General features: G+C 52.4%; 21 protein-coding genes. 18 read left to right on the forward strand and 3 right to left on the reverse strand.

Annotated features, from left to right (window positions below):
* The 12 genes from GOV45_RS18280 to GOV45_RS18330 all read left to right on the forward strand — a co-directional run bounded on the left by GOV45_RS18280 (position 1) and on the right by GOV45_RS18330 (position 11195).
* Positions 1-732, forward strand: coding sequence for an isoprenyl transferase (locus tag GOV45_RS18280; protein ID WP_170480444.1), 732 nt, complete (start codon positions 1-3; stop codon positions 730-732).
* Positions 729-1511, forward strand: a complete 783-nt coding sequence (locus tag GOV45_RS18285; RefSeq protein ID WP_170480446.1) for a phosphatidate cytidylyltransferase — start codon at positions 729-731, stop codon at positions 1509-1511. Before GOV45_RS18280 ends, GOV45_RS18285 begins: the two co-directional genes overlap by 4 nt.
* Positions 1511-2683 (forward strand): 1-deoxy-D-xylulose-5-phosphate reductoisomerase, encoded by a 1173-nt coding sequence (gene dxr, locus GOV45_RS18290; RefSeq protein WP_170480448.1) that lies wholly within the window; start codon positions 1511-1513, stop codon positions 2681-2683. Before GOV45_RS18285 ends, dxr begins: the two co-directional genes overlap by 1 nt.
* 5 nt (positions 2684-2688) lie before the next feature.
* Positions 2689-4041: an RIP metalloprotease RseP gene (gene rseP / locus GOV45_RS18295; RefSeq protein ID WP_170480450.1), complete on the forward strand. Its 1353-nt coding sequence runs from the start codon at positions 2689-2691 to the stop codon at positions 4039-4041.
* An 87-nt stretch (positions 4042-4128) separates the two neighbouring features.
* Positions 4129-4257 carry a hypothetical protein gene (locus GOV45_RS23505; protein WP_302477839.1) on the forward strand — a complete coding sequence of 43 codons (129 nt, stop codon included), beginning with the start codon at positions 4129-4131 and terminating at the stop codon, positions 4255-4257.
* A gap of 128 nt (positions 4258-4385) precedes the next feature.
* Positions 4386-6746 carry an outer membrane protein assembly factor BamA gene (gene bamA / locus GOV45_RS18300; protein WP_170480452.1) on the forward strand — a complete coding sequence of 787 codons (2361 nt, stop codon included), beginning with the start codon at positions 4386-4388 and terminating at the stop codon, positions 6744-6746.
* Between the two features lie 6 nt (positions 6747-6752).
* Entirely contained in the window at positions 6753-7337 is a 585-nt protein-coding gene (locus GOV45_RS18305) for an OmpH family outer membrane protein (RefSeq protein WP_170480453.1), read from the forward strand.
* Between the two features lie 72 nt (positions 7338-7409).
* Positions 7410-7883, forward strand: a complete 474-nt coding sequence (fabZ, locus tag GOV45_RS18310; RefSeq protein ID WP_170480455.1) for a 3-hydroxyacyl-ACP dehydratase FabZ — start codon at positions 7410-7412, stop codon at positions 7881-7883.
* Complete coding sequence (lpxA, locus tag GOV45_RS18315) at positions 7880-8662, forward strand: acyl-ACP--UDP-N-acetylglucosamine O-acyltransferase (protein WP_170480456.1); 783 nt, start codon at positions 7880-7882, stop codon at positions 8660-8662. Before fabZ ends, lpxA begins: the two co-directional genes overlap by 4 nt.
* Before the next feature lie 4 nt (positions 8663-8666).
* Entirely contained in the window at positions 8667-9461 is a 795-nt protein-coding gene (locus GOV45_RS18320; RefSeq protein ID WP_170480457.1) for an LpxI family protein, read from the forward strand.
* Complete coding sequence (lpxB, locus tag GOV45_RS18325; protein WP_170480460.1) at positions 9461-10627, forward strand: lipid-A-disaccharide synthase; 1167 nt, start codon at positions 9461-9463, stop codon at positions 10625-10627. Before GOV45_RS18320 ends, lpxB begins: the two co-directional genes overlap by 1 nt.
* Entirely contained in the window at positions 10620-11195 is a 576-nt protein-coding gene (locus tag GOV45_RS18330; protein WP_170480462.1) for a hypothetical protein, read from the forward strand. Before lpxB ends, GOV45_RS18330 begins: the two co-directional genes overlap by 8 nt.
* A gap of 15 nt (positions 11196-11210) precedes the next feature.
* Here the strand turns inward: GOV45_RS18330 and mnmA are convergent, their stop codons facing one another.
* Positions 11211-12356, reverse strand: a complete 1146-nt coding sequence (mnmA, locus tag GOV45_RS18335; RefSeq protein ID WP_170480463.1) for a tRNA 2-thiouridine(34) synthase MnmA — start codon at positions 12354-12356, stop codon at positions 11211-11213.
* A 129-nt stretch (positions 12357-12485) separates the two neighbouring features.
* Here mnmA and sciP point away from each other — a divergent pair, with 129 nt between their 5' ends.
* From sciP to GOV45_RS23510, 5 genes are all read left to right on the forward strand, one after another.
* Entirely contained in the window at positions 12486-12779 is a 294-nt protein-coding gene (sciP, locus tag GOV45_RS18340; protein ID WP_170480465.1) for a CtrA inhibitor SciP, read from the forward strand.
* A gap of 83 nt (positions 12780-12862) precedes the next feature.
* Entirely contained in the window at positions 12863-13579 is a 717-nt protein-coding gene (gene ctrA, locus GOV45_RS18345; RefSeq protein WP_170480467.1) for a response regulator transcription factor CtrA, read from the forward strand.
* Positions 13580-13696: 117 nt separating this feature from the next.
* The gene (gene ligA / locus GOV45_RS18350; protein ID WP_170480470.1) at positions 13697-15949 is read left to right on the forward strand and encodes an NAD-dependent DNA ligase LigA; all 2253 of its coding nucleotides are present in this window, start codon (positions 13697-13699) and stop codon (positions 15947-15949) included.
* Complete coding sequence (recG, locus tag GOV45_RS18355; protein WP_170480471.1) at positions 15946-18036, forward strand: ATP-dependent DNA helicase RecG; 2091 nt, start codon at positions 15946-15948, stop codon at positions 18034-18036. Before ligA ends, recG begins: the two co-directional genes overlap by 4 nt.
* Positions 18037-18147: 111 nt before the next feature.
* Complete coding sequence (locus GOV45_RS23510; RefSeq protein WP_302477840.1) at positions 18148-18270, forward strand: hypothetical protein; 123 nt, start codon at positions 18148-18150, stop codon at positions 18268-18270.
* A 186-nt stretch (positions 18271-18456) separates the two neighbouring features.
* Here the strand turns inward: GOV45_RS23510 and GOV45_RS18360 are convergent, their stop codons facing one another.
* Positions 18457-19095 (reverse strand): MarC family protein, encoded by a 639-nt coding sequence (locus GOV45_RS18360; protein ID WP_170480473.1) that lies wholly within the window; start codon positions 19093-19095, stop codon positions 18457-18459.
* Between the two features lie 61 nt (positions 19096-19156).
* On the reverse strand, positions 19157-19609 hold the full coding sequence (locus GOV45_RS18365; RefSeq protein WP_170480475.1) for an iron-sulfur cluster assembly scaffold protein: 453 nt from the start codon (positions 19607-19609) through the stop codon (positions 19157-19159).
* Positions 19610-19657: 48 nt separating this feature from the next.
* Between GOV45_RS18365 and hisI the strand changes: the two genes are divergently transcribed.
* Positions 19658-20047, forward strand: coding sequence for a phosphoribosyl-AMP cyclohydrolase (hisI, locus tag GOV45_RS18370; RefSeq protein ID WP_170480477.1), 390 nt, complete (start codon positions 19658-19660; stop codon positions 20045-20047).
* Positions 20048-20080: the final 33 nt, after the last annotated feature.

Here is a 20080-nt window from a genome sequence, read left to right on the forward strand (position 1 = left end):
ATGCCCAAGGACCCTAATATGGAGCCTACGCACGGCCCAAAGCATGTTGCCATCATTATGGATGGCAATGGGCGGTGGGCTCAGGCACGAGGTAGACCCAGGCTTTATGGCCACCATGCTGGTGCGCGTCGTGTACGCGAGGTGGTCGAAGCCTGCCCAAGACTGGGGATCAAGTATCTCACAATTTTTGCGTTTTCGACAGAGAACTGGAAAAGGACCCAAGTCGAAGTCGCGGGATTGATGAGCCTGTTCAAGCGCTACATCATCAAGGAGACTCAGACCCTCAAGGAAAACGGTATACGGGTTCGGTTTATCGGTGACCGCGTAAGGCTCGACAGTAAGCTTATCGAATTGATGGATATGCTGGAACGAGAGACCCAGGACAACGACCTTGTTCATCTGACAGTCGCCCTCAACTATGGCGGCAGGGACGAAGTGGCTCGGGCAACAAAGCGCCTTGCGCGCGATGTAGCAGAAGGCAGGCTGCGGCCCGAAGATGTAGATGAAGAAACACTTCCTAAGTATTTAGATACGCGCGTTTTACCCGATCCTGATCTTGTGATCCGCACGAGCGGCGAAGCGCGTATCTCCAACTTTCTGCTGTGGCAGTCCGCTTATTCTGAATACGAGTTCATAGACACGCTTTGGCCCGATTTCACCGCGGCCGAACTTGAACGGTTGTGTCAAAACTTTGGAGCACGCGAGCGGCGGTTTGGAGCAGTTCCCGCATGAGCAATGACCGCTGGTCTGACCTGACAGCACGAGTTTTGTCAGCTGCGGGCCTGACGGCGTTGGGTGCGGTCGAAGTATGGCTGGGTGGATTGTGGTTCGAAGCCTTCATTGCCGCAGCATGCGGAGTTATGACTTGGGAACTGGTTCGGATGGTCGATTCGGGGCGGCAGAGCGTTGCGTTACAAATTGCGCTTTTGACCGCATTTGCGGTTGTTGTAAGCTACCACCTGCCTCCTTTGTACAAATTACCGGTTCTTTTGGCGCCTGCGCTGGTTGGGGCAGGGCAAATCAAACGCCACCGCGGCATGTTTGTCGGATTTTTAATTTGGATTGCAGCCTCGGGACTGGGATTTATTACCATCCGCGAAAGTATGGGCTTTGGCTGGATGGTTTGGTTAATCGCCGTTGTAGTCGCCACAGACATTGCCGGGTACTTTGTGGGAAAATCCTTCGGAGGACCAAAGTTCTGGCCCAAAGTTAGTCCCAAGAAAACGTGGTCCGGAACAGCCGGAGGTTGGGCAGCAGCAGGCTTGGTCGGCGCTGTTTTTGCTTGGAATGCCGGGTTTGGATTTTTTTTCGTTCTGATTTCCATTCTAACGTCAATGGCCAGTCAGATAGGCGATATTGTGGAAAGCGCAGCAAAGCGCAAACTTGGTGTAAAAGACAGTTCGAACCTGATCCCGGGCCACGGCGGATTTCTAGACCGATTTGACGGCATGATGGGCGCAGCGTTGTTTGTTCTGATCGCGGGACTAATTTATAGGCCCGGAGGAATGTGATGCGAAAGGTGTCCATTTTTGGAGCGACCGGGTCGATCGGCCAAAACACCGTTGATCTGATTTCGCGCGCGCCAACGGAATACGATGTCGTAGCTTTGACTGGCGGCGCAAACATTTCGCAGTTGGCAGAAGACGCGCGAAATACGGGTGCCCAGATTGCGGTGACCGCCTATGAAAGCAGGCTCCAAGATCTAAAGGATGCGTTGTCAGGAAGTGGAGTTGAAGCAGCGGCAGGGCAGGCGGCTCTTGTCGAAGCAGCCTCGCGTCCTGTGGACTGGGTCATGTCTGCAATCGTAGGTTCAGCTGGCTTGGCTCCTGGCATTGAAACACTGAAACAAGGCGCAACGCTGGCGCTGGCAAACAAAGAAACGCTGGTATGTGCGGGTCCCTTGGTTCTTGAAATGGCAAAGGCGCATAACGCGCAGATTTTACCAGTAGACAGCGAACATTCGGCTGTTTTTCAGGCTCTGGTCGGCGAGGATATCCGCTCCGTTGACAGGATAGTAATCACAGCAAGCGGCGGCGCGTTTCGCGATTGGCCAATCGAGGACTTGCCGAGGGCTACTGTCGAACAGGCCTCCAAACATCCCAATTGGGACATGGGGCAACGAATTACGATCGATAGCGCCTCAATGTTTAATAAAGCTCTGGAGATAATAGAAACAAAAGAGTTTTTTGATATTTCACCAAATCAAATCGAGGTGGTGATCCACCCGGAATCCATCGTTCACGCACTTGTGGGTTTCCAAGATGGCGCACTCATGGCGCATTTGGGCGTACCGGACATGCGTCATGCAATCGGATATGCGCTGAACTGGCCGAACAGGCGAGAATTACCGATCCAAAAGTTAGACTTAGCAGCACTTGGCCAACTGCGTTTCATTGCCCCGGACGAAGCCCGTTACCCCGCGTTGCGACTTGCACGGGAAGTTATGGAGAGTGGCGGTCTTTCGGGCGCAGTGTTCAATGCCGCAAAAGAGCGTGCCCTTGATCTGTTTATACAGCGCAGAATTGGTTTTTTGGAGATGACCGACGTCGTATCATCGGTTTTAGACCGGTTTGACGGTGCAAAAGGCCATATTGATGCCGCTTTGACACTTGATAACGTGCTGCAAACGGACCATTTGGCACGTCATTGGGTCGATGAAGCCGTACTAAAACGAGCAGGATAAGAATTTTGGACATATTATCTTTAATCCCACAATTCGGCGGGCTGATATACACTATCGCCGCATTCGTCGTGGCATTATCCGTAATTGTCGCCGTGCATGAATATGGCCATTACATAGTAGGTCGGTGGTCCGGAATCCAAGCAGAGGTGTTCTCTATAGGTTTTGGCCCTGTTCTGTGGAGCCGCATGGATAAACGCGGGACCAAATGGCAAATCGCTTTGTTGCCATTTGGCGGTTACGTCAAATTCTTGGGCGATTCCAACGCTGCCTCGGGAAAAGACGAGGACGCTATGTCAGAAATCGCCGAGCAAAGCCCTGAAGAGTTGCGTCGGACCATGCATGGGGCTCCACTGTGGGCGCGTACGGCAACTGTTGCGGCTGGTCCTGTTTTCAACTTCGTAATGTCGATACTAGTCTTTGGCCTAATTTTCTGGTCACAAGGGGTTTCGCGTGAGCCCTTGACGGTCGAGGCGCTGAATCCACTGCCGGGGACCATACAAGGATTGCAGAACGGGGATGAAATTGTCGCCATTGCAGGTATTGCTACACCGGATTTTGACGATGCAAGCACCTGGTCGGAATTTACCGCGTCACTGCCTGTCGAACCGGTACTCGATTACACTGTTATTCGCGATGACCAGACAATAGATGTAGCCGGGCCATGGCTGTTCCCTCCATTAGTTCAGCAGGTCTCTCCGCGCAGCGCAGCTATGGACATTCAGCTGCAGGCAGGGGACGTGATAACCGCGGTCGATGGCGATCCTATCTTTGCTTTTGCACAGTTAAAAGAAAAGGTTGAGAGTTCAAACGGACGTCCGCTTTTATTGAATGTGTGGCGCGATGGTGCGGATCTTGAGTTCGCATTGGCGCCTCGCAGGACAGATGAGCCTCAACCAGACGGAGGATTTGTCACTCACTGGCGGATTGGAATCGTTGGCGGTATGATGCTCGAGCCTGCGACGGTCCCAGCAAACGTTTGGGATTCCTTGTCTGGTGGCGTCAGCCAGACCGTGCGAATTGTCCAGGGTTCGCTTTCGGGCATGTGGCACATGATCACCGGGGCGATTAGTACTTGCAACATCTCCGGACCTATCGGCATCGCCGAAACTTCTGGGGCAATGGCCAGTCAAGGTGCAGAGAATTTCATATTTTTTATTGCTGTATTGTCGACAGCCGTGGGTCTTTTGAACCTTTTTCCAATCCCCGCGTTGGATGGTGGGCATCTTGTTTTCTATGCATACGAAGCGGTGGCAGGGAAACCGCCTAGTGACAAAGCTTTGCGAGTTCTTATGGCGATAGGCGTGACCCTCATTCTATCGCTGATGCTTTTTGCAATTACTAATGATCTATTCTGCTGAATAAGGCGTGCGCTGCACCTCGAGGACGTAAAATTGCCTCAATTCGGAGGTAATTTAACGTCGAACTTGGTAAGGGATACCGTTGCTATGAGTGACGCGCTTCGTAAATCCTACAGGAGCTTTAGCTACCTTTTCATGCTGAACTGGGACGTGTTGTTAAGTTTCGGCATAACCGCACTTGCGTTGGCTCTTGGCGCCTATTTTGTTGGCTTGTGATTCTCCCTAACATTTCTGAATGATTAAAGGGCGACCCAGTGGGTCGCTTTGCTGTTTTGCGCTTTTGACAAGACTCAACAATCCCGTTACTCAGCAGCTAGAGGCTAAAAATTCTGGGTAGCTAAAAAATGATTGATAGCAGGGGCACGGGCACATTCTGCGGCTCTTACAGGTCGCAAGGCAAGATTTTGTGGCAAACACTAACGTTCCTTTTTCTCTTTGCTGCAGCTAGTTTTGTAACCGTTCCTAAAGTCGCGCAGGCGCAGACCTACACGATCAATTCTTTTGAGGTCGAAGGAAACCGTCGGATTGAATCGTCGACGATTATCGCCCGAACAGGAATTCAACCGGGGCAAACGGTGACGGCCGGGCAATTGAACGACAGCTTTCAACGATTGCTTGACAGTGGCGTTTTTGAAACAGTCGAGCTGACACCCCGTGGAAGTACGTTGGTAATTTCTGTCGAGGAATACCCTACAATCAACCAAATCAGCATCGAAGGGAATCGCCGCGTCAAAGACGATCTTTTGCTAGATGCGATTTCGTCGCAGCCCAGAAGGGTATTTACCCCTCAGACGGCCGAGGCTGACGCCGACCGGATTGCAGAAATTTATTCTGCGCAAGGTCGAGTAGCCGCTACGGTTATCCCACGGATCATCCGCCGCAGCGACAACCGAGTTGACTTGGTATTTGAGGTTGCAGAGGGATCCGTCATAGAAATCGAACGGGTCAGTTTTGTCGGCAACCGCGCTTTTTCCGACCGGCGACTACGTCGCGTTCTTGAAACCAAACAAGCCAACGTATTGCGTACTTTCATTCGTGGCGACACGTTCATTGCAGATCGAATTGAATTCGATAAGCAAGTCATTCGAGATTTCTACCTTTCCCGCGGATATGTCGATTTTCGCGTTAACAGCGCCAACGTGGAATTCACTCGAGAAAGGGATGCGTTCTTTCTGGTGATGAACGTCACCGAAGGGCAGAAGTTTTCTTTTGGCCGAATAACTACTGTCAGCGAGATTCCGGGTGTGGATCCGGCGGCTTATCAGGCTGCACTAAAGATCAAACCCGGGGTAACTTACACCCCGACATTGGTCGAAAACTCAATTGCCCGGCTTGAGCGTCTGGGGTTGAAACAGGGCGTTGATTTCTTACGAGTGGAGCCGCGTGTTACGCGCAATGACCGGGATCTAACGCTGGATGTGCAGTTCGTTCTAACACGTGGTCCGCGGATTTTTGTGGAACGCATTGATATCGAGGGAAATACAACCACTCTGGACCGGGTAATCCGCCGCCAATTCGACACTGTCGAAGGCGACCCATTCAATCCACGTGAAATTCGGCAGAGTGCAGAACGTATCCGAGCCCTTGGGTTCTTTGCGGTCGCAGATGTTGAACCGCGCGAGGGATCCTCACCCAGTCAGGTGATTGTCGACGTGGACGTCGAGGAACAACCCACGGGTTCGCTTAGCCTAGGCGGTAGTTACTCTGTCTCGGATGGTTTTGGTATCGCGATCGGATTGAACGAAAGTAACTTTCTCGGTCGAGGTCAAAACTTGGGTCTCTCACTTTCAACTGCACAGGACGCGGAACGTTACACCATCGACTTCACCGAACCATATCTGTTGGGCCGGAGGTTGCGGTTTGATGTAGGACTGGGTCTGGCCACTACAAACTCCAGCTTTGCCAGCTACGACACCAAAAGTGTTTTCTTCAATCCACAGTTAAGTTACCGCATCGGTGAACTGTCCAGCTTGCGTGTTCGTTATGGTTGGGACCGAAGCGAGATGAAACAGCAGGACAACGAAACCAACGGAGCCGTTATTTCGTCAGAAATCGACCAAGGCAAGCGAACTGCCAGTTCGATTGGAGTGTCCTACATTTATGACAGTCGCATCGGTGGCCTGAACCCCAATGCCGGGGTTCTATTTGAAGTTGGCGTGGATGCAGCCGGTCTTGGCGGGGACAGCGAGTTCATTAAAACAACGGCCCGCGCCATCGCCCAACAGAGGGTTCTAAACGAAGAGGTGGTCCTTCGCGCCACTCTTGAAATGGGCGCGCTCAATTGGACTGGCGACGACTTTAGCCGTACGCTTGATCGTTTTGTACTTGGGCCTAGCACTTTCCGTGGCTTTGAACCTGCCGGTCTTGGCCCCCGGGATCTTTCGAACGGTCAGGATGACGCTATCGGCGGAAATTATTACTGGGTGGCAAGGTTCGAGTCAGATTTTCCACTTGGTTTGCCAGAAGAATTTGGTCTTCGCGGTGGCGTTTTCTATGATGTCGGCAACCTCTACAACATCGACAATGTGAATACGGCAGGGGCAGACATTGTCGGCTCGGGCGGTTCGATCCGACATGTTCTGGGCGTTTCGGTTCTATGGACTACACCGTTCGGACCACTACGCTTCAATTTCTCCACAGCGTTGAAGAAAGAAGAATTTGACAAGGAACAGAATTTTGACCTGACCCTTCAGGCCCGGTTCTGATCAGGCATGGTTAGCTTGAAAAATGCAGTATTGCAGGGCCCGTTACGGGCCCTGTGCATTTTAATGACGTTGGCGGTTGTGCAGCCTGCTTTTGCTCAACAACTGGGCCTTCCGCAATCCGGCATTCTCACCATTTCCAGCGAGAGATTGTTTTCAGAATCAGAATTTGGAAAGCGCGTGTTTCAAGAAATTGAAACGGAAGGCGCTGCTCTTGCTGCGGAAAACGAGCGCATTGTCGAAGAGCTAAGCAAAGAAGAAAAAGACCTGACCGAACAACGGGCGACATTAACAGCCGAAGAATTTCGTCCACTGGCGGAGGCATTTGACGAAAAGGTTCAGTCGCACCGCGAAGGCCAACGTGCCAAGTTGGATGCATTGGCCCGCCGCAGTGAAGAAGCCCGGTCCACCTTCACAAAATTAGCGGAACCGATTTTGATTGGGCTGCTGCGGGATGCAGGCGCGTCAATGATTTTAGAGCGATCATACGTGTTTCTCAGCTCAGACGCTTTGGATATCACAGATGCAGCCATCGACCGCATCGATACTGTGATCGGCGACGGCGGCAACCAAAGGATTGACGGCGGGGAATAGGTTCGCTTGCCCTGAACGGGCTGTATTGTTAACCACGCCATAAAGAGACATCAGAAACAGGACTTCTGCCTCATGACCACGGATACCAAGAGTGCCGACATTCAGCTGATTCAGCGCATACTGCCGCACCGCTACCCGTTTCTTTTGGTCGACAAGGTCATTGAAATCGATGGAATTAATTCCGCTATAGGCGTCAAGAACGTCACAATGAACGAGCCGCACTTTCAAGGGCACTTCCCAGGTACACCGATAATGCCAGGTGTTACGATCGTCGAAGCGATGGCGCAGACGGCTGGCGTTATGTTGGGGGTTGGCATGGATGTGATCGACAGCGATCTGCTGATTTACTTCATGAACATAGACAAGTGTAAATTCCGCCGCAAAGTCGTTCCGGGTGACGTTCTGCAAATGCATGTTGAAACCTTGCGCGGCAAAAAAGGCGGCAAAATTTTCAAGTTCAATGGCCGCGCAACCGTTGATGGTGAGGTTGCAGGAGAAGCAGAATTCTCAGCCTATGTTGACTGGGACATGGAAAAAACGACATGAATGAAATTCACCCCAGCGCAATCATCGAAGACGGGGCGCAGATCGGGGCAGGCTGTAAAATCGGCCCGTTCTGCTACATCGGTCCGAAGGTGAGCCTTGGCGATCGCGTCGAACTGAAATCCCATACTGTTGTAATGGGTGAAACTTCGATTGGCGAAGACAGTGTCGTTTTCAATTTTTCTGTCATCGGGGAAATACCGCAAGACCTGAAGTTTGGTGGTGAAAATACGCGCCTGGAAATCGGAAAACGTAATCGAATCCGTGAGCATGTAACAATAAACGTGGGTACAGACGGTGGCGGAGGTGTGACCCGTATCGGGGATGATTGTCTTCTGATGGCCGGAGTGCACGTGGCCCATGATGTTCAGATCGGTGATCGAGTAATCATGGTTAACCAATCAGGTGCCGCCGGACATTGCATCATAGAAGATGACGCGATCATCGGCGGTATTTCAGGGCTACACCAGTTTGTGCGCGTTGGTCGCGGTGCAATTATCGGCGCCCTCACAATGGTGCCTAAGGATGTCATTCCTTACGGTCTGGTGCAGGCACCGCGCGGCGAGTTGGACGGACTGAATTTGGTCGGCCTAAAGAGGCGCGGTGTCCCGCGTGAGGACATTGCTGCGCTGCGAGCCGCGTTCAAGGAATTGTCCGAGGGGGAAGGCACTTTCATGGACAAAGCAGATCGGCTGAGCGGTTCAACAAGCGACTATGTCCGCGAGATTGTCGAATTCGTGACTGCTTCTTCCGACAGGTCAATCCTGACGCCGAGGAAATAGCTGAATGCTAGCTCTGATTGCAGGCACAGGAACTTTGCCAGATGAGCTGGCGTCTCAATTGAGTGAGCGCCCCCTGATATGTTCTCTGGAGGGTTTAGAACCCGAAAACCTCAAACCAGATCTGGTATTTCCGCTAGAGCACTTGGGAAGCTTTATAGCGGAGCTGAAATCACGTGGCGTGACGGAAATCTGCATGGCAGGCGCAATTGAGCGACCAGCAGTTGATCCTTCACGGATCGACGCTCAGACTTTGCCGCTGGTTCCAATAATTCAAAAAGCTATGATGTCCGGCGACGACGGCGCGCTGCGGGCAGCTATTAGTGTTTTTGAGAGTGTCGGTCTTGATGTCCGATCTGCCCATGAGATCGCGCCAGATATATTTCCGCCGTCAGGCTGCCTGACACAGATTGAACCGTCAAAACGTGACTTGGAGGATGCAGATCGCGCTGCTGCAATAGTGCGCGCCATGGGTGCTGCCGACGTAGGACAAGCGTGTGCAGTTCTCAACGGACAAGCTCTGGCCATAGAGAGCGTTTTTGGCACAGCGTGGATGTTACAGTCATTGTCACAACGCCCTGACGCTGGCGGCGGCGTTCTTTACAAAGGTCCGAAGCCAAATCAAGACATGCGAGTCGATATTCCGACAATTGGTCCCGAAACTATACCTGACGTTGTGGCCGCTGGTCTGGCAGGCATTGTTATAGAAAAGGGTAGTGTCATAGTTCTGGACCGCAAGCGCGTCATTAGTGAATGCGACCGAATGGGAATTTTTCTTCTAGTCCGAGAGCACGCAGCCTGATGCGCGTTTTTCTGGTCGCCGGTGAACCTTCAGGCGACCGCCTTGGTGGCGCCTTGATGGAAGGGTTGAAGGAACTTGTCCCTGACGTAAGTTTTGACGGGGTGGGTGGACCGCTGATGCAGGCTCAGGGCCTTATTAGCCGGTTTCCAATGTCGGAACTCAGTGTTATGGGTTTGGTCGAGGTTTTACCAAAGTTTTTTCACCTAAAGCGCCGTATCTCTGAAACTGCCGAGGCGGTGCTTACGACGGAACCAGATGTATTAATCACTATCGATAGCCCGGATTTTTCGCTGCGGGTAGCCAAGATAGTAAAGGCCGGCAGCGACATCCGTACTGTTCACTATGTAGCACCGAGTGTCTGGGCATGGCGTCCGGGTCGAGCCGACAAGATGGCCAAAGTAATTGATCATGTTCTGGCGCTGCTACCGTTCGAACCGCCCTACATGGAACGCGCTGGGATGGCGTGCGACTTTGTCGGCCATCCGATCGCCAGTGAACCAGTTGCAACCCCACAGGATGTTGCAAGTTTTAAGGAAACCCACGATTTGGGCGACGCGCCAGTCCTAGTGGTGTTGCCCGGTTCGAGACGCGGCGAGATCGAAAGGCTTGCCCCCAGTTTTCGTGGAGCATTAGAAATCTTTCTGTCCGTTCGACCGGAATTCCGCGTAGTGGTGCCAACCGTCGCCCCGACATCCGACCTGATAGATACCATTGTCCAAGATTGGCCTGGTAACCCAATGGTGCTGGACCCGCGAAATGAAAGCACAGATCAGGCTAGCGCCACCAAGCGAGAGGCATTTGCGGCCGCTGAGCTTGCGCTTGCGGCGTCGGGAACTGTGTCTCTTGAATTGGCGGCCCAGAATACACCTATGGTTATTGCATACAAGTTGAATTGGCTGACCCAGAAAATGGCCGAGCGAATGGTCAGGTTGGATACTTTCACGCTCGTAAACTTGGTATCTAAGACACACGCCGTGCCCGAGTGTATGCTGGACGAATGCCGCCCTGACAGAATCGCGGCGGAACTAAACAAAGTATTGGAACAGCCAGACGCGCAACGCGAAGCCATGGAGGTAACCATGGACCAGTTGGGACGAGGTGGCGAACCCCCGGGGCTACGTGCTGCCAGGGCAGTTTTGACCCGGATGAACGCCGGCAATGCTTGATCACATATTGTTTGCTCTATCGGCAGGTATCGCGCAGATTTCGACCAACCTGGACAATCTGGCGGTTCTCTTTGGGCTTATAATTGTCATGGGTCGAGGCCGGCCTGTTACTGGGTTCGCTGTGGCGCAGGCTATTTTGCTTGCTCTGGCAATGGGGTTTGCAGTCGGGTTGAGCCACACCGGTTACCCAGCCGCCATCGGTTATCTGGGGATCGTACCGCTGCTGCTTGGGACGCGAGGAGCGTGGCAACAGATCAGGAAACGAGAACAAGTTGAAACTCGGCCCCAAGGCGCCGTAGCCTCGGTAATTGTTTTGTTTCTAAGTCTGTCTTTTGACAGTTTCGCCGTATTAACCCCGTTATTTGCGGAATCGTCGCCTTCGTACAGATTGGCGGGGCTTATTGGCGCTGTAACCGCTGCAGCTGCAATGAGCCTTTTAGCCGCTTGGGGAGCTCCCAAGGCGCAGAGATTTGCGCCGCAGCTAGTACGGTTTGATCGAATAACACCCTACGTCATGATAGCCGTCGGACTTTATATCCTGTCCAACAGCGCGACCGACATGCTTTAACGTCTCGGTTGTTTATCAATATCCACGCCAAATCCAGCCACCGCCAAATATCCGACTGCCTTCTGGCGCATAGAATACGCACGCCTGACCGGGTGAGATGCCTTCTTCAGGCGTCAACAGCTCAACTTCAGCTGTAGTTTCGGACAACGGCCTTACGATCGCTTCGCGCGGAGGGCGTGTTGAGCGAACTTTGACTGACAAGTTCCATTCGGCCCGAGACGTAAATGGCTCATCACCCAGCCAGTTTATCTCGCGCACCGGAACGGTGCGGGTCGCTAGCATCTCTTTCGGTCCGACCACCACCTGTTTTCTGTCCACGTCCAGCTTTACCACGTACAACGGCTCGCTTAGCCCACCTATTCCAAGACCACGACGCTGTCCGATTGTGTAGTGAATGACACCATTGTGTCGGGCCAAAATTCTTCCGTCCGCATGCACGATCTCGCCAGGTTCCGCAGCGCCTGGGCGTAATTTTTCGATAACGCTGGCATAGTTGCCGTTCGGAACAAAACAGATGTCCTGACTGTCGGGCTTGTCGGCTACTGAAAGCCCATATTTTGCAGCCATTTCACGTGTAGCGTCTTTCGAGGGCAGGTGGCCCAACGGAAAACGCAGAAATTCCAACTGTTCGGGAGTGGTAGAAAACAGAAAATATGATTGATCGCGATTTGCGTCCTCGGCGCTGTGTAGTTCCGGGCCATTCGGGCCCATCTTGCGCTGAATATAGTGGCCAGTCGCCATGCAATCAGCTTCAAGGTCTTTGGCGGTCTCAAGAAGATCTTTAAATTTGACCCGCTCATTGCAACGAATGCAGGGCACAGGGGTCGCCCCCGCCAAATAACTGTCAGCGAATTCGTCTATTACGGCGTCTTTGAAGATGTTTTCATAATCCAACACATAGTGAGGAAAACCTCGTGCCTCGGCCACGCGGCGCGCATCATGGATGTCGATTCCGGCGCAACATGCGCCTTTCTTTGCCAAAGCAGCACCATGGTCATAAAGTTGCAGTGTAACACCCACCACATCGTAACCCTGATCCGCCAAGTCAGCCGCGACGACCGAGCTGTCCACACCCCCGGACATGGCGACAACCACCCGCGTTTCCGAAGGCGGTTTGGCAAAGCCAAGCGAGTTTAACTGGTTCTCAGCGGCGAAGGCCATGTGCGTTCCTGTCCGGGTTAAGAAAGACCGGCAGAATATAGGAAAATTCTAGACACTCTCAAGGGGTGGTTTCACGCCCTTTTAAGTAAGCTTGGTCCAGCCTTATCTAAAATAAGAAAGGGTCAACTTATGTATTTACAAAAAGTAGAGGGGCCGCGATCAGTTACTTTACCCGATGGCACCATTTTGACACGAGCAGATTTACCCCCCACCGAGACGAAAAGGTGGGTCGCCTCCAGAAAGGCGGTAGTCGTGCGTGGCGTGCTTTATGGTCTGATTTCCTTAGCAGATGCGAAGATTAGGTACGGTATCAGCGATGAAGAATTCAATACTTGGGTCGCTGCCGTCGCCAAACATGGCGTCGACGCCTTGAAAGTGACCGCGATGAAAAAATATCGGCAACTTAAAGGAGAAAAAAACTAATTGATTCAACGGTAACGGCAGATTAACCATTTTTGCTCAGGTTCAAAACCAGTTGAAGAATTTGACTAAATTGGAGCAATGAAATGCGCATACTTCTTGTCGAGGATGATCCGACCACGTCCAAAAGCATCGAGCTGATGCTGACACATGCTAATTTGAATGTTTACGCGACGGATCTTGGCGAGGAAGGAATAGATCTGGCCAAGTTGTATGATTACGACCTGATACTGCTGGACCTCAATCTGCCAGATATGAACGGGCACGAAGTTCTGCGCCAGTTGCGCATTGCGCGTGTCGAAACACCAATTCTCATCCTTTCAGGCGCGGACGACACCGACAGCAAGATCAAGGGATTTGGGTTCGGTGCCGATGATTACCTGACGAAACCTTTTCATCGCGAAGAATTGGTTGCGCGAATCCATGCAATTATCCGGCGGTCAAAGGGACACTCTCAGTCCATAATTCATACCGGACAAGTTGCAGTAAACCTCGATGCCAAAACCGTTGAGGTCGAGGGTAAGACTGTGCACTTAACCGGCAAGGAATATCAGATGCTGGAACTTCTGAGCCTGCGCAAAGGTACAACATTGACCAAGGAAATGTTTCTAAATCACCTTTATGGAGGCATGGACGAGCCAGAGTTGAAGATCATCGATGTTTTCATCTGTAAACTGCGTAAAAAACTCAGCAATGCGACCGGTGGAGAAAACTACATCGAAACCGTTTGGGGCCGCGGTTATGTACTGCGTGATCCACAATCCGCAACTGGGGTCGAGACCCGGATGGCGGTCGGCGCCTGATTTTAACCCACCCAACAGGGTCTGAGTAACTAACCAATCTCTTGTCAGTACGACACTGGACCTTGCAAATTCCTCGCCCTATCACTGGTGATTAGAACGACGTGACAGGGCGAGGCCATGAGTAAAATACTTCCCGTATCCGAATTGACAGAAGAGGATGCGCGCAATGAATTGTCCCGCCTCGCCAAGGAAATATTGCGGGCCAACCGTCTTTATCACGCCGAAGACGCTCCGGAACTGTCAGACGCCGATTTTGACGCTCTAAAACGCCGAAATTCAGAGATCGAAGCGAGATTCCCCGCACTGAAACGTCCTGACAGCCCGACGGATATGGTCGGGGCGAAAGTAGCGGATGGGTTTGCAAAGGTCTCTCATGCTGTTCGAATGATGTCGCTGGGCAACGGATTCGACGACACCGATATTGCAGACTTTGACCGTTCAATTCGCAAATATCTGGGCCTAAAGGACGATGCACCATTATCCTATACCGCGGAACCCAAAATAGACGGGCTGTCGCTTTCACTTAGGTACGAGCAGGGGCAGCTGGTGCAGGCTGCAACACGCGGTGATGGCGAGGTAGGGGAAAACGTCACCGAAAATGCTCGCACGGTCAAAGATATCCCGCAAAAAATTGACAACGCACCCGATATTCTTGAGGTGCGTGGCGAAGTCTATATGTCTCATTCCGACTTTGATGATCTGAATTCCCGGCAAGCTGCTTTGGGGGGAAAGACATTTGCCAATCCGCGCAACGCCGCAGCTGGGTCCCTGCGTCAACTGGATCCCGCGATTACCAAGTCTCGGCCTCTTCGCTTCTTCGCATATGCCTGGGGCGAATTGTCCGAACCGCTGGCTGCCACGCAGATGGCCGCAATCCAACGGCTTCGTTCATTTGGATTTCAAACAAATGCCCTAACGAGTTTATGTGGGTCTGTTTCTGAAATGTTGGAGCATTACCGGGCTATAGAGGCTCAACGCTCCACACTGGGATATGACATCGATGGCGTCGTATACAAAGTGGACGATTTGAACCTGCAGGCGCGGCTGGGTTTTCGGTCAACCACGCCCCGATGGGCCATCGCACATAAGTTCCCGGCAGAACTGGCATGGACCCGGTTGGAGTCGATCGATATCCAAGTCGGTCGAACCGGAGCCCTCAGCCCGGTGGCACGGCTACATCCGGTAACCGTTGGGGGTGTCGTCGTTTCCAACGCTACTTTGCACAACGAAGATTATATTGCCGGACGTGATGCCAAGGGAGGCGTAATCCGAGAAGGCAAGGACATTCGTGTCGGAGATTGGGTGCAGGTTTACCGTGCCGGTGACGTGATTCCAAAAGTGGCCGATGTCGATCTGTCTAAGCGCCCAGACGATAGTGTTCCTTACGCTTTTCCAACGCGGTGTCCAGAATGTCAAAGCGATGCCATTCGCGAAGACGGAGATGCTGTAAGGCGATGTACCGGAGGCTTGATTTGCCCAGCTCAAGCTGTTGAAAAGTTGAAACATTTTGTTTCCCGAAAAGCGTTCGACATCGAAGGGCTTGGCGCAAAACAGATCGAGATGTTTCATAATGATCCGCTCCTTCCAATAAACACGCCAGCGGATATCTTTACATTGGAACAGCGAGACGCCGGCAACCTGGATCGTCTCAAAAACCGCGACGGGTGGGGGGAAACTTCGGCCAGCAACCTTTTTGCCGCCATAAATGAAAAACGGACCATTGAGTTGTCGCGCCTGTTGTTTGCACTTGGCATTCGCCACGTGGGTGAAGTAGGTGCGCGCGATCTGGCTTTGCATTACCTCGAATGGGAGGCCATGGCGCAGGCTATTGACGCTGCGCGCCCTGCTGCGCTTGCCCAAAGACGCGCTGATGAGGCGGAGGAAGCAGAACGCATTGCGGCCACCGAGGAAGGCCGCCGTGCTCGTGTCAAAGAAGCACGCGAGGCCGCAGTTGTCCGCTATGATGTGCCAGACTCCGCTGCCGCTGCGTGGAGTGATTTGATCGGAGTTGACGGCATAGGGGCGACACTTGGATTGTCATTATCGGACGCTTTTGCAAACGGTGACGAGCGGCAAGCATTCGACGATCTAATCGGACACTTGACGATTTTATCGCCTGAAGCCCCAGCTTCAGATAGTCCTGTAGCGGGCAAAACTATCGTCTTCACCGGAACCTTGGAAAAGATGACGCGAGCCGAAGCCAAAGCACGCGCCGAAGCACTGGGGGCTAAAGTTTCTGGCTCAGTCAGTCAAAAAACAGATTTGCTGGTTGCTGGTCCCGGAGCAGGTTCCAAAGCCAAGAAGGCCGCTGATTTGGGCATCGACACATTGGATGAAGACGGCTGGCTTCAGCTGATCGGGGACGCATGAGCGGTCGTCCTGAACTTTTATTTCCGCTTTTTGCGGGTTTGGAAACGCTTGAGGGCGTAGGTCCTAAAACCGCGCAACTCTTAAGTCACTTGGGAATAGACTCACCTCGGGACGTTTTGTTTGCCTTGCCTTATGCTGTCGTCGATAGAAGACGACGCGACACAATACTTGGTGCGGATCTGCCCACGACGCTGACTGTTGAGGTTACGGTCGGTGCACACAGGCCTCCTCGGAGTCGTGGCGGGGCTTATCGAATCCATGTTGAGGACAGCCAGACAAAATTCCAGCTTGTGTTTTTTCATGCTCGTGGCGAATACCTCAAAAAACTTCTTCCACAAGGATCAAGTCGTGTTGTCTCGGGGAAGATGGAATTATTCGACGGAATGGCGCAAATGGTCCATCCCGACCACGTAGTCGCCCCTGTTGATGCTGATGACCTGCCAGAATTTGAACCGGTCTACCACCTTACACACGGCGTAACACAAAAAACGGCTTACAAGGCCGCACAGAGTGCTTTGAAGAAGGTGCCTGAGCTTGTTGAATGGATTGACCCCAATCAGGTTTCAAAACAGAAGTGGCCGGATTGGGCGTCCGCGATAAAGGTCGCGCATCACCCAAAGGGTGCTGATGATGTCTCAACCTTTGCTCCCGCACGGGAGCGTCTTGCGTATGACGAACTGTTCGCACATCAACTTACACTTGCGCTCGCGCGACAACGCGAAAAAAAGGCGAGGGGAGTTGTAAGTGTTGGCAACGGTTCGCTGCAGGGCGTCGTTTTGAAAAGCCTTCCATATCGCCCGACCAAAGCACAGCAACGCGCTATTCGAGAAATCTCGGACGATATGGGGTCTGAGGCCAGAATGAACCGATTGCTACAAGGTGACGTAGGCTCAGGAAAAACGCTTGTGGCCTTTATGGCCTTGTTGGTCGCAGTTGAGGCCGGAGGGCAGGGCGTCATGATGGCCCCAACTGAAATATTGGCTCGGCAACACTTAGAAGGCCTGCGCCCGTTAGCAGAAGAGGCTGGTGTGGTGTTAGAGCTACTGACCGGCCGAGATAAGGGCGCCGAGAGGAAAGCCAAACTAGCTGCTTTGGCCCGCGGTGACATTCAGGTTCTCGTAGGCACCCATGCGGTGTTTCAAAGCGACGTTACATTTAAAGACTTACGTCTTGCTATCATCGATGAACAGCATCGTTTTGGCGTGCGTCAACGAATGGAACTGACTGAGAAAGGGCAAAGCGCTGACGTTCTGGTTATGACAGCGACCCCAATTCCACGCAGTCTTGCACTGGCGCAATATGGTGACATGGACGTTTCCGTACTGGACGAAAAACCTCCGGGGCGTAAGCCAGTCAAGACTGCAATCATAAGCGCCGAAAGAATAAATGATGTGGTAGACCATTTGCGGCGCGCCATCGCGGAAGGCAGACAATGCTATTGGGTCTGCCCCTTAGTCGACGAGTCCGAAGTATTGGACCTGACAGCCGCAGAGGAAAGATTCAAACGATTGAGGGCGTTACTAGGCGATGATGACGTCGGACTGGTCCACGGACAGATGCCGCCTTCGGAAAAAGATGCAGCAATGGCAGCTTTTCAGGCAGGGCACACCAAGGTGCTGGTCGCAACGACAGTCATCGAAGTAGGTGTCAACGTTCCCAACGCCACAATTATGGTAATTGAACGAGCCGAGATTTTTGGTTTGGCGCAATTGCATCAGCTTCGTGGCCGCGTTGGGCGTGGTGCGGACGCCTCTACCTGTTTACTTATGTACAAGCCTCCGCTGAGCGATGGCGGGCGGAAACGCTTGGAAGTCTTGCGAGAAACCGAAGACGGTTTCCGAATTGCAGAAACAGATCTTCAAATGCGCGGGGCAGGCGATTTGATAGGAACAGCACAATCCGGTCTGCCAAAGTTCCGAATTGCCGATCTTGAGCGGCAAGCGGGTCTGATGGCCGTCGCTCAGACAGATGCGCGGAATTTGCTGACCGTTGATCCCAAATTGACGTCTGATCGGGGTGAAGCTGCACGCGTCCTATTGTGGTTGATGAAACAAGATCAGGCGATCCGTTTAATTTCAGTGGGTTAAGCAAAAAATTCCGATAAGTTCACAAATGTTCCCAAAAAGTTCTTTACCGACTCGGAAAAATGTGAGAACAAAAGGTCAACAAAGGATTAAAACTCAACCGGAGGTGAAACTATGCTGACCCAGATCAAGACCGCTTTCAGCCGCTCGCAAGCAACTATCTTGCAAGACGCTGCTGGAGCCGTGTCATTGGTGGTGATGCTATTGGTTGCCCTTCACCTTCCGACGGGCTTTTGAGCCTTTCTGCCTGCGATCTCGTGCCGAAGAAACCGCGCATGTCATCCCCATCTCAGTCAAGGGTGACCTGCCTGTCCCAAACCCCTTGAGGGGCCTGCCTCGGCCCCTGCGCGGAATTCCGGATCCCACGCGAGAAACGCAAAACCTAACGCCGCCCTTTCCGCTCGGAAGGAGCGGCGTTCTTTTTTACAACTGCCCGGTTTTCATGATTTCGAGTAAGGCCGACAGCACAGAATTTACTGCGACCGAAGCCAAAATCATTCCCATAACCCGGCTTATTATCGCGGCGCCTGAGTGCCCGATTAGACGGATAATAGGCTCTGCCAGCAACATCAGCACAAAAGCAATTGCTATCACGACAAGCATTACCATGGCGGTAATCCCCTGATCCGCAGCACTGAACCGATGGTTATCCGTAAGAATGACGATCGCCAACATTGCTCCGGGCGAAGCCAAAGACGGAACGGCCAAAGGAAAAATAGCAGGGTTGTGCTGATGCATTTTGTCGCCCCTGTCTTCTTCAGCCTGACGTCTTTCGATTTCTTGTTTGCTTTCGCCAAAAATCATGGTCAGCGCGAATAGGAAAAGGATGATGCCACCGGCGACCTGAAAGGAATTGAGCCCGATATCTAACGCCTCTATTAGAAGCTGCCCAAAAATAAGAAAAAACAACAACACCCCTGCGCTGATCAAAGAAGCGAGTAAAGCCGTTCGACGACGAGCAGCAGCTTCAAGACCAGCGGTCACCGTGATAAAAACAGGGATGGTGCCAATTGGATCAATGACAACCCAAAGGGTGACGAAATGTTCCAATAAATTGTCCAACTGAATTCACTCCGCGATAGCTTGACGGGAGGTTAAACAGAATTCTGCACCAACGCCACGATCAGGCGCAGTTGGCTTGTTCCGCCTGCTCCATGGCTTCGGCTGTCGCCTCCAGCGTCAATAAGATAGACGCGTGCCTGTTTTTGTATTCCCGGGCCGGCATCAGAACCTGCAGCCCATCAAATGGGGCATCCGGGGCAGGACCGTTCTTCTTCAGCATGGTAGCCAGTTGATCACGTGCGGTTTCCACCTGCTTTCGGGTTGAACCGATGATCGAGCTACCAACAACAGACGCGGAGGCTTGACCAAGCGCACACGCTTTTACGTCTTGTCCAAACTCGGCTATCCGACCATCGCGCATTTTGACGTCCACTGTAACGGTTGAACCGCACAATGGCGCACGTTTCTTGACCGTCGCATCTGGGTTGTCGAGACGGTCCAACAGGGGGATATCTGCTGCTAACGCAAGGATGCGTCCGGAATAAAGCTTGATCAGATCGGTTTCGCCAGACATGGGTTTCCCTCGTTGACTGTTCCCCATACATAGTAGCCAAACGAATGGATGCAAAAGGTTTTTACCATGTCGCAAACTGCCAAATTTGATCCAACGTCGATCAAATACAACGAGGCGGGCCTTGTACCCGCCATCGCGCAGGACGAAAGCACAGGCGAAGTTTTGATGATGGCTTGGATGAACGAACAGGCCATACAACGAACAATTGAGACACGGCGTGTAACCTACTGGTCAAGATCAAGAAAAGCGTTTTGGATAAAAGGCGAAAGCTCTGGTCACGTGCAAGAACTTGTCGACTTCCGCATCGATTGCGACCGGGACTGTCTTTTAGTTGTGGTGCGTCAAACAGGAGCTGCTTGTCATACCAATCGTAGAACCTGTTTTTATACTGCCGTGAGGGACGGCAAAGAAGTTGAGTTGATGGTCCCTATGACTTAAATTGCGGGCTGGGCACTTTCCTCTGGCAAAGAA

The sequence above is a fragment of the Ruegeria arenilitoris genome (assembly GCF_013035425.1).
Classification (GTDB): Bacteria; Pseudomonadota; Alphaproteobacteria; order Rhodobacterales; family Rhodobacteraceae; genus Ruegeria; species Ruegeria arenilitoris_A.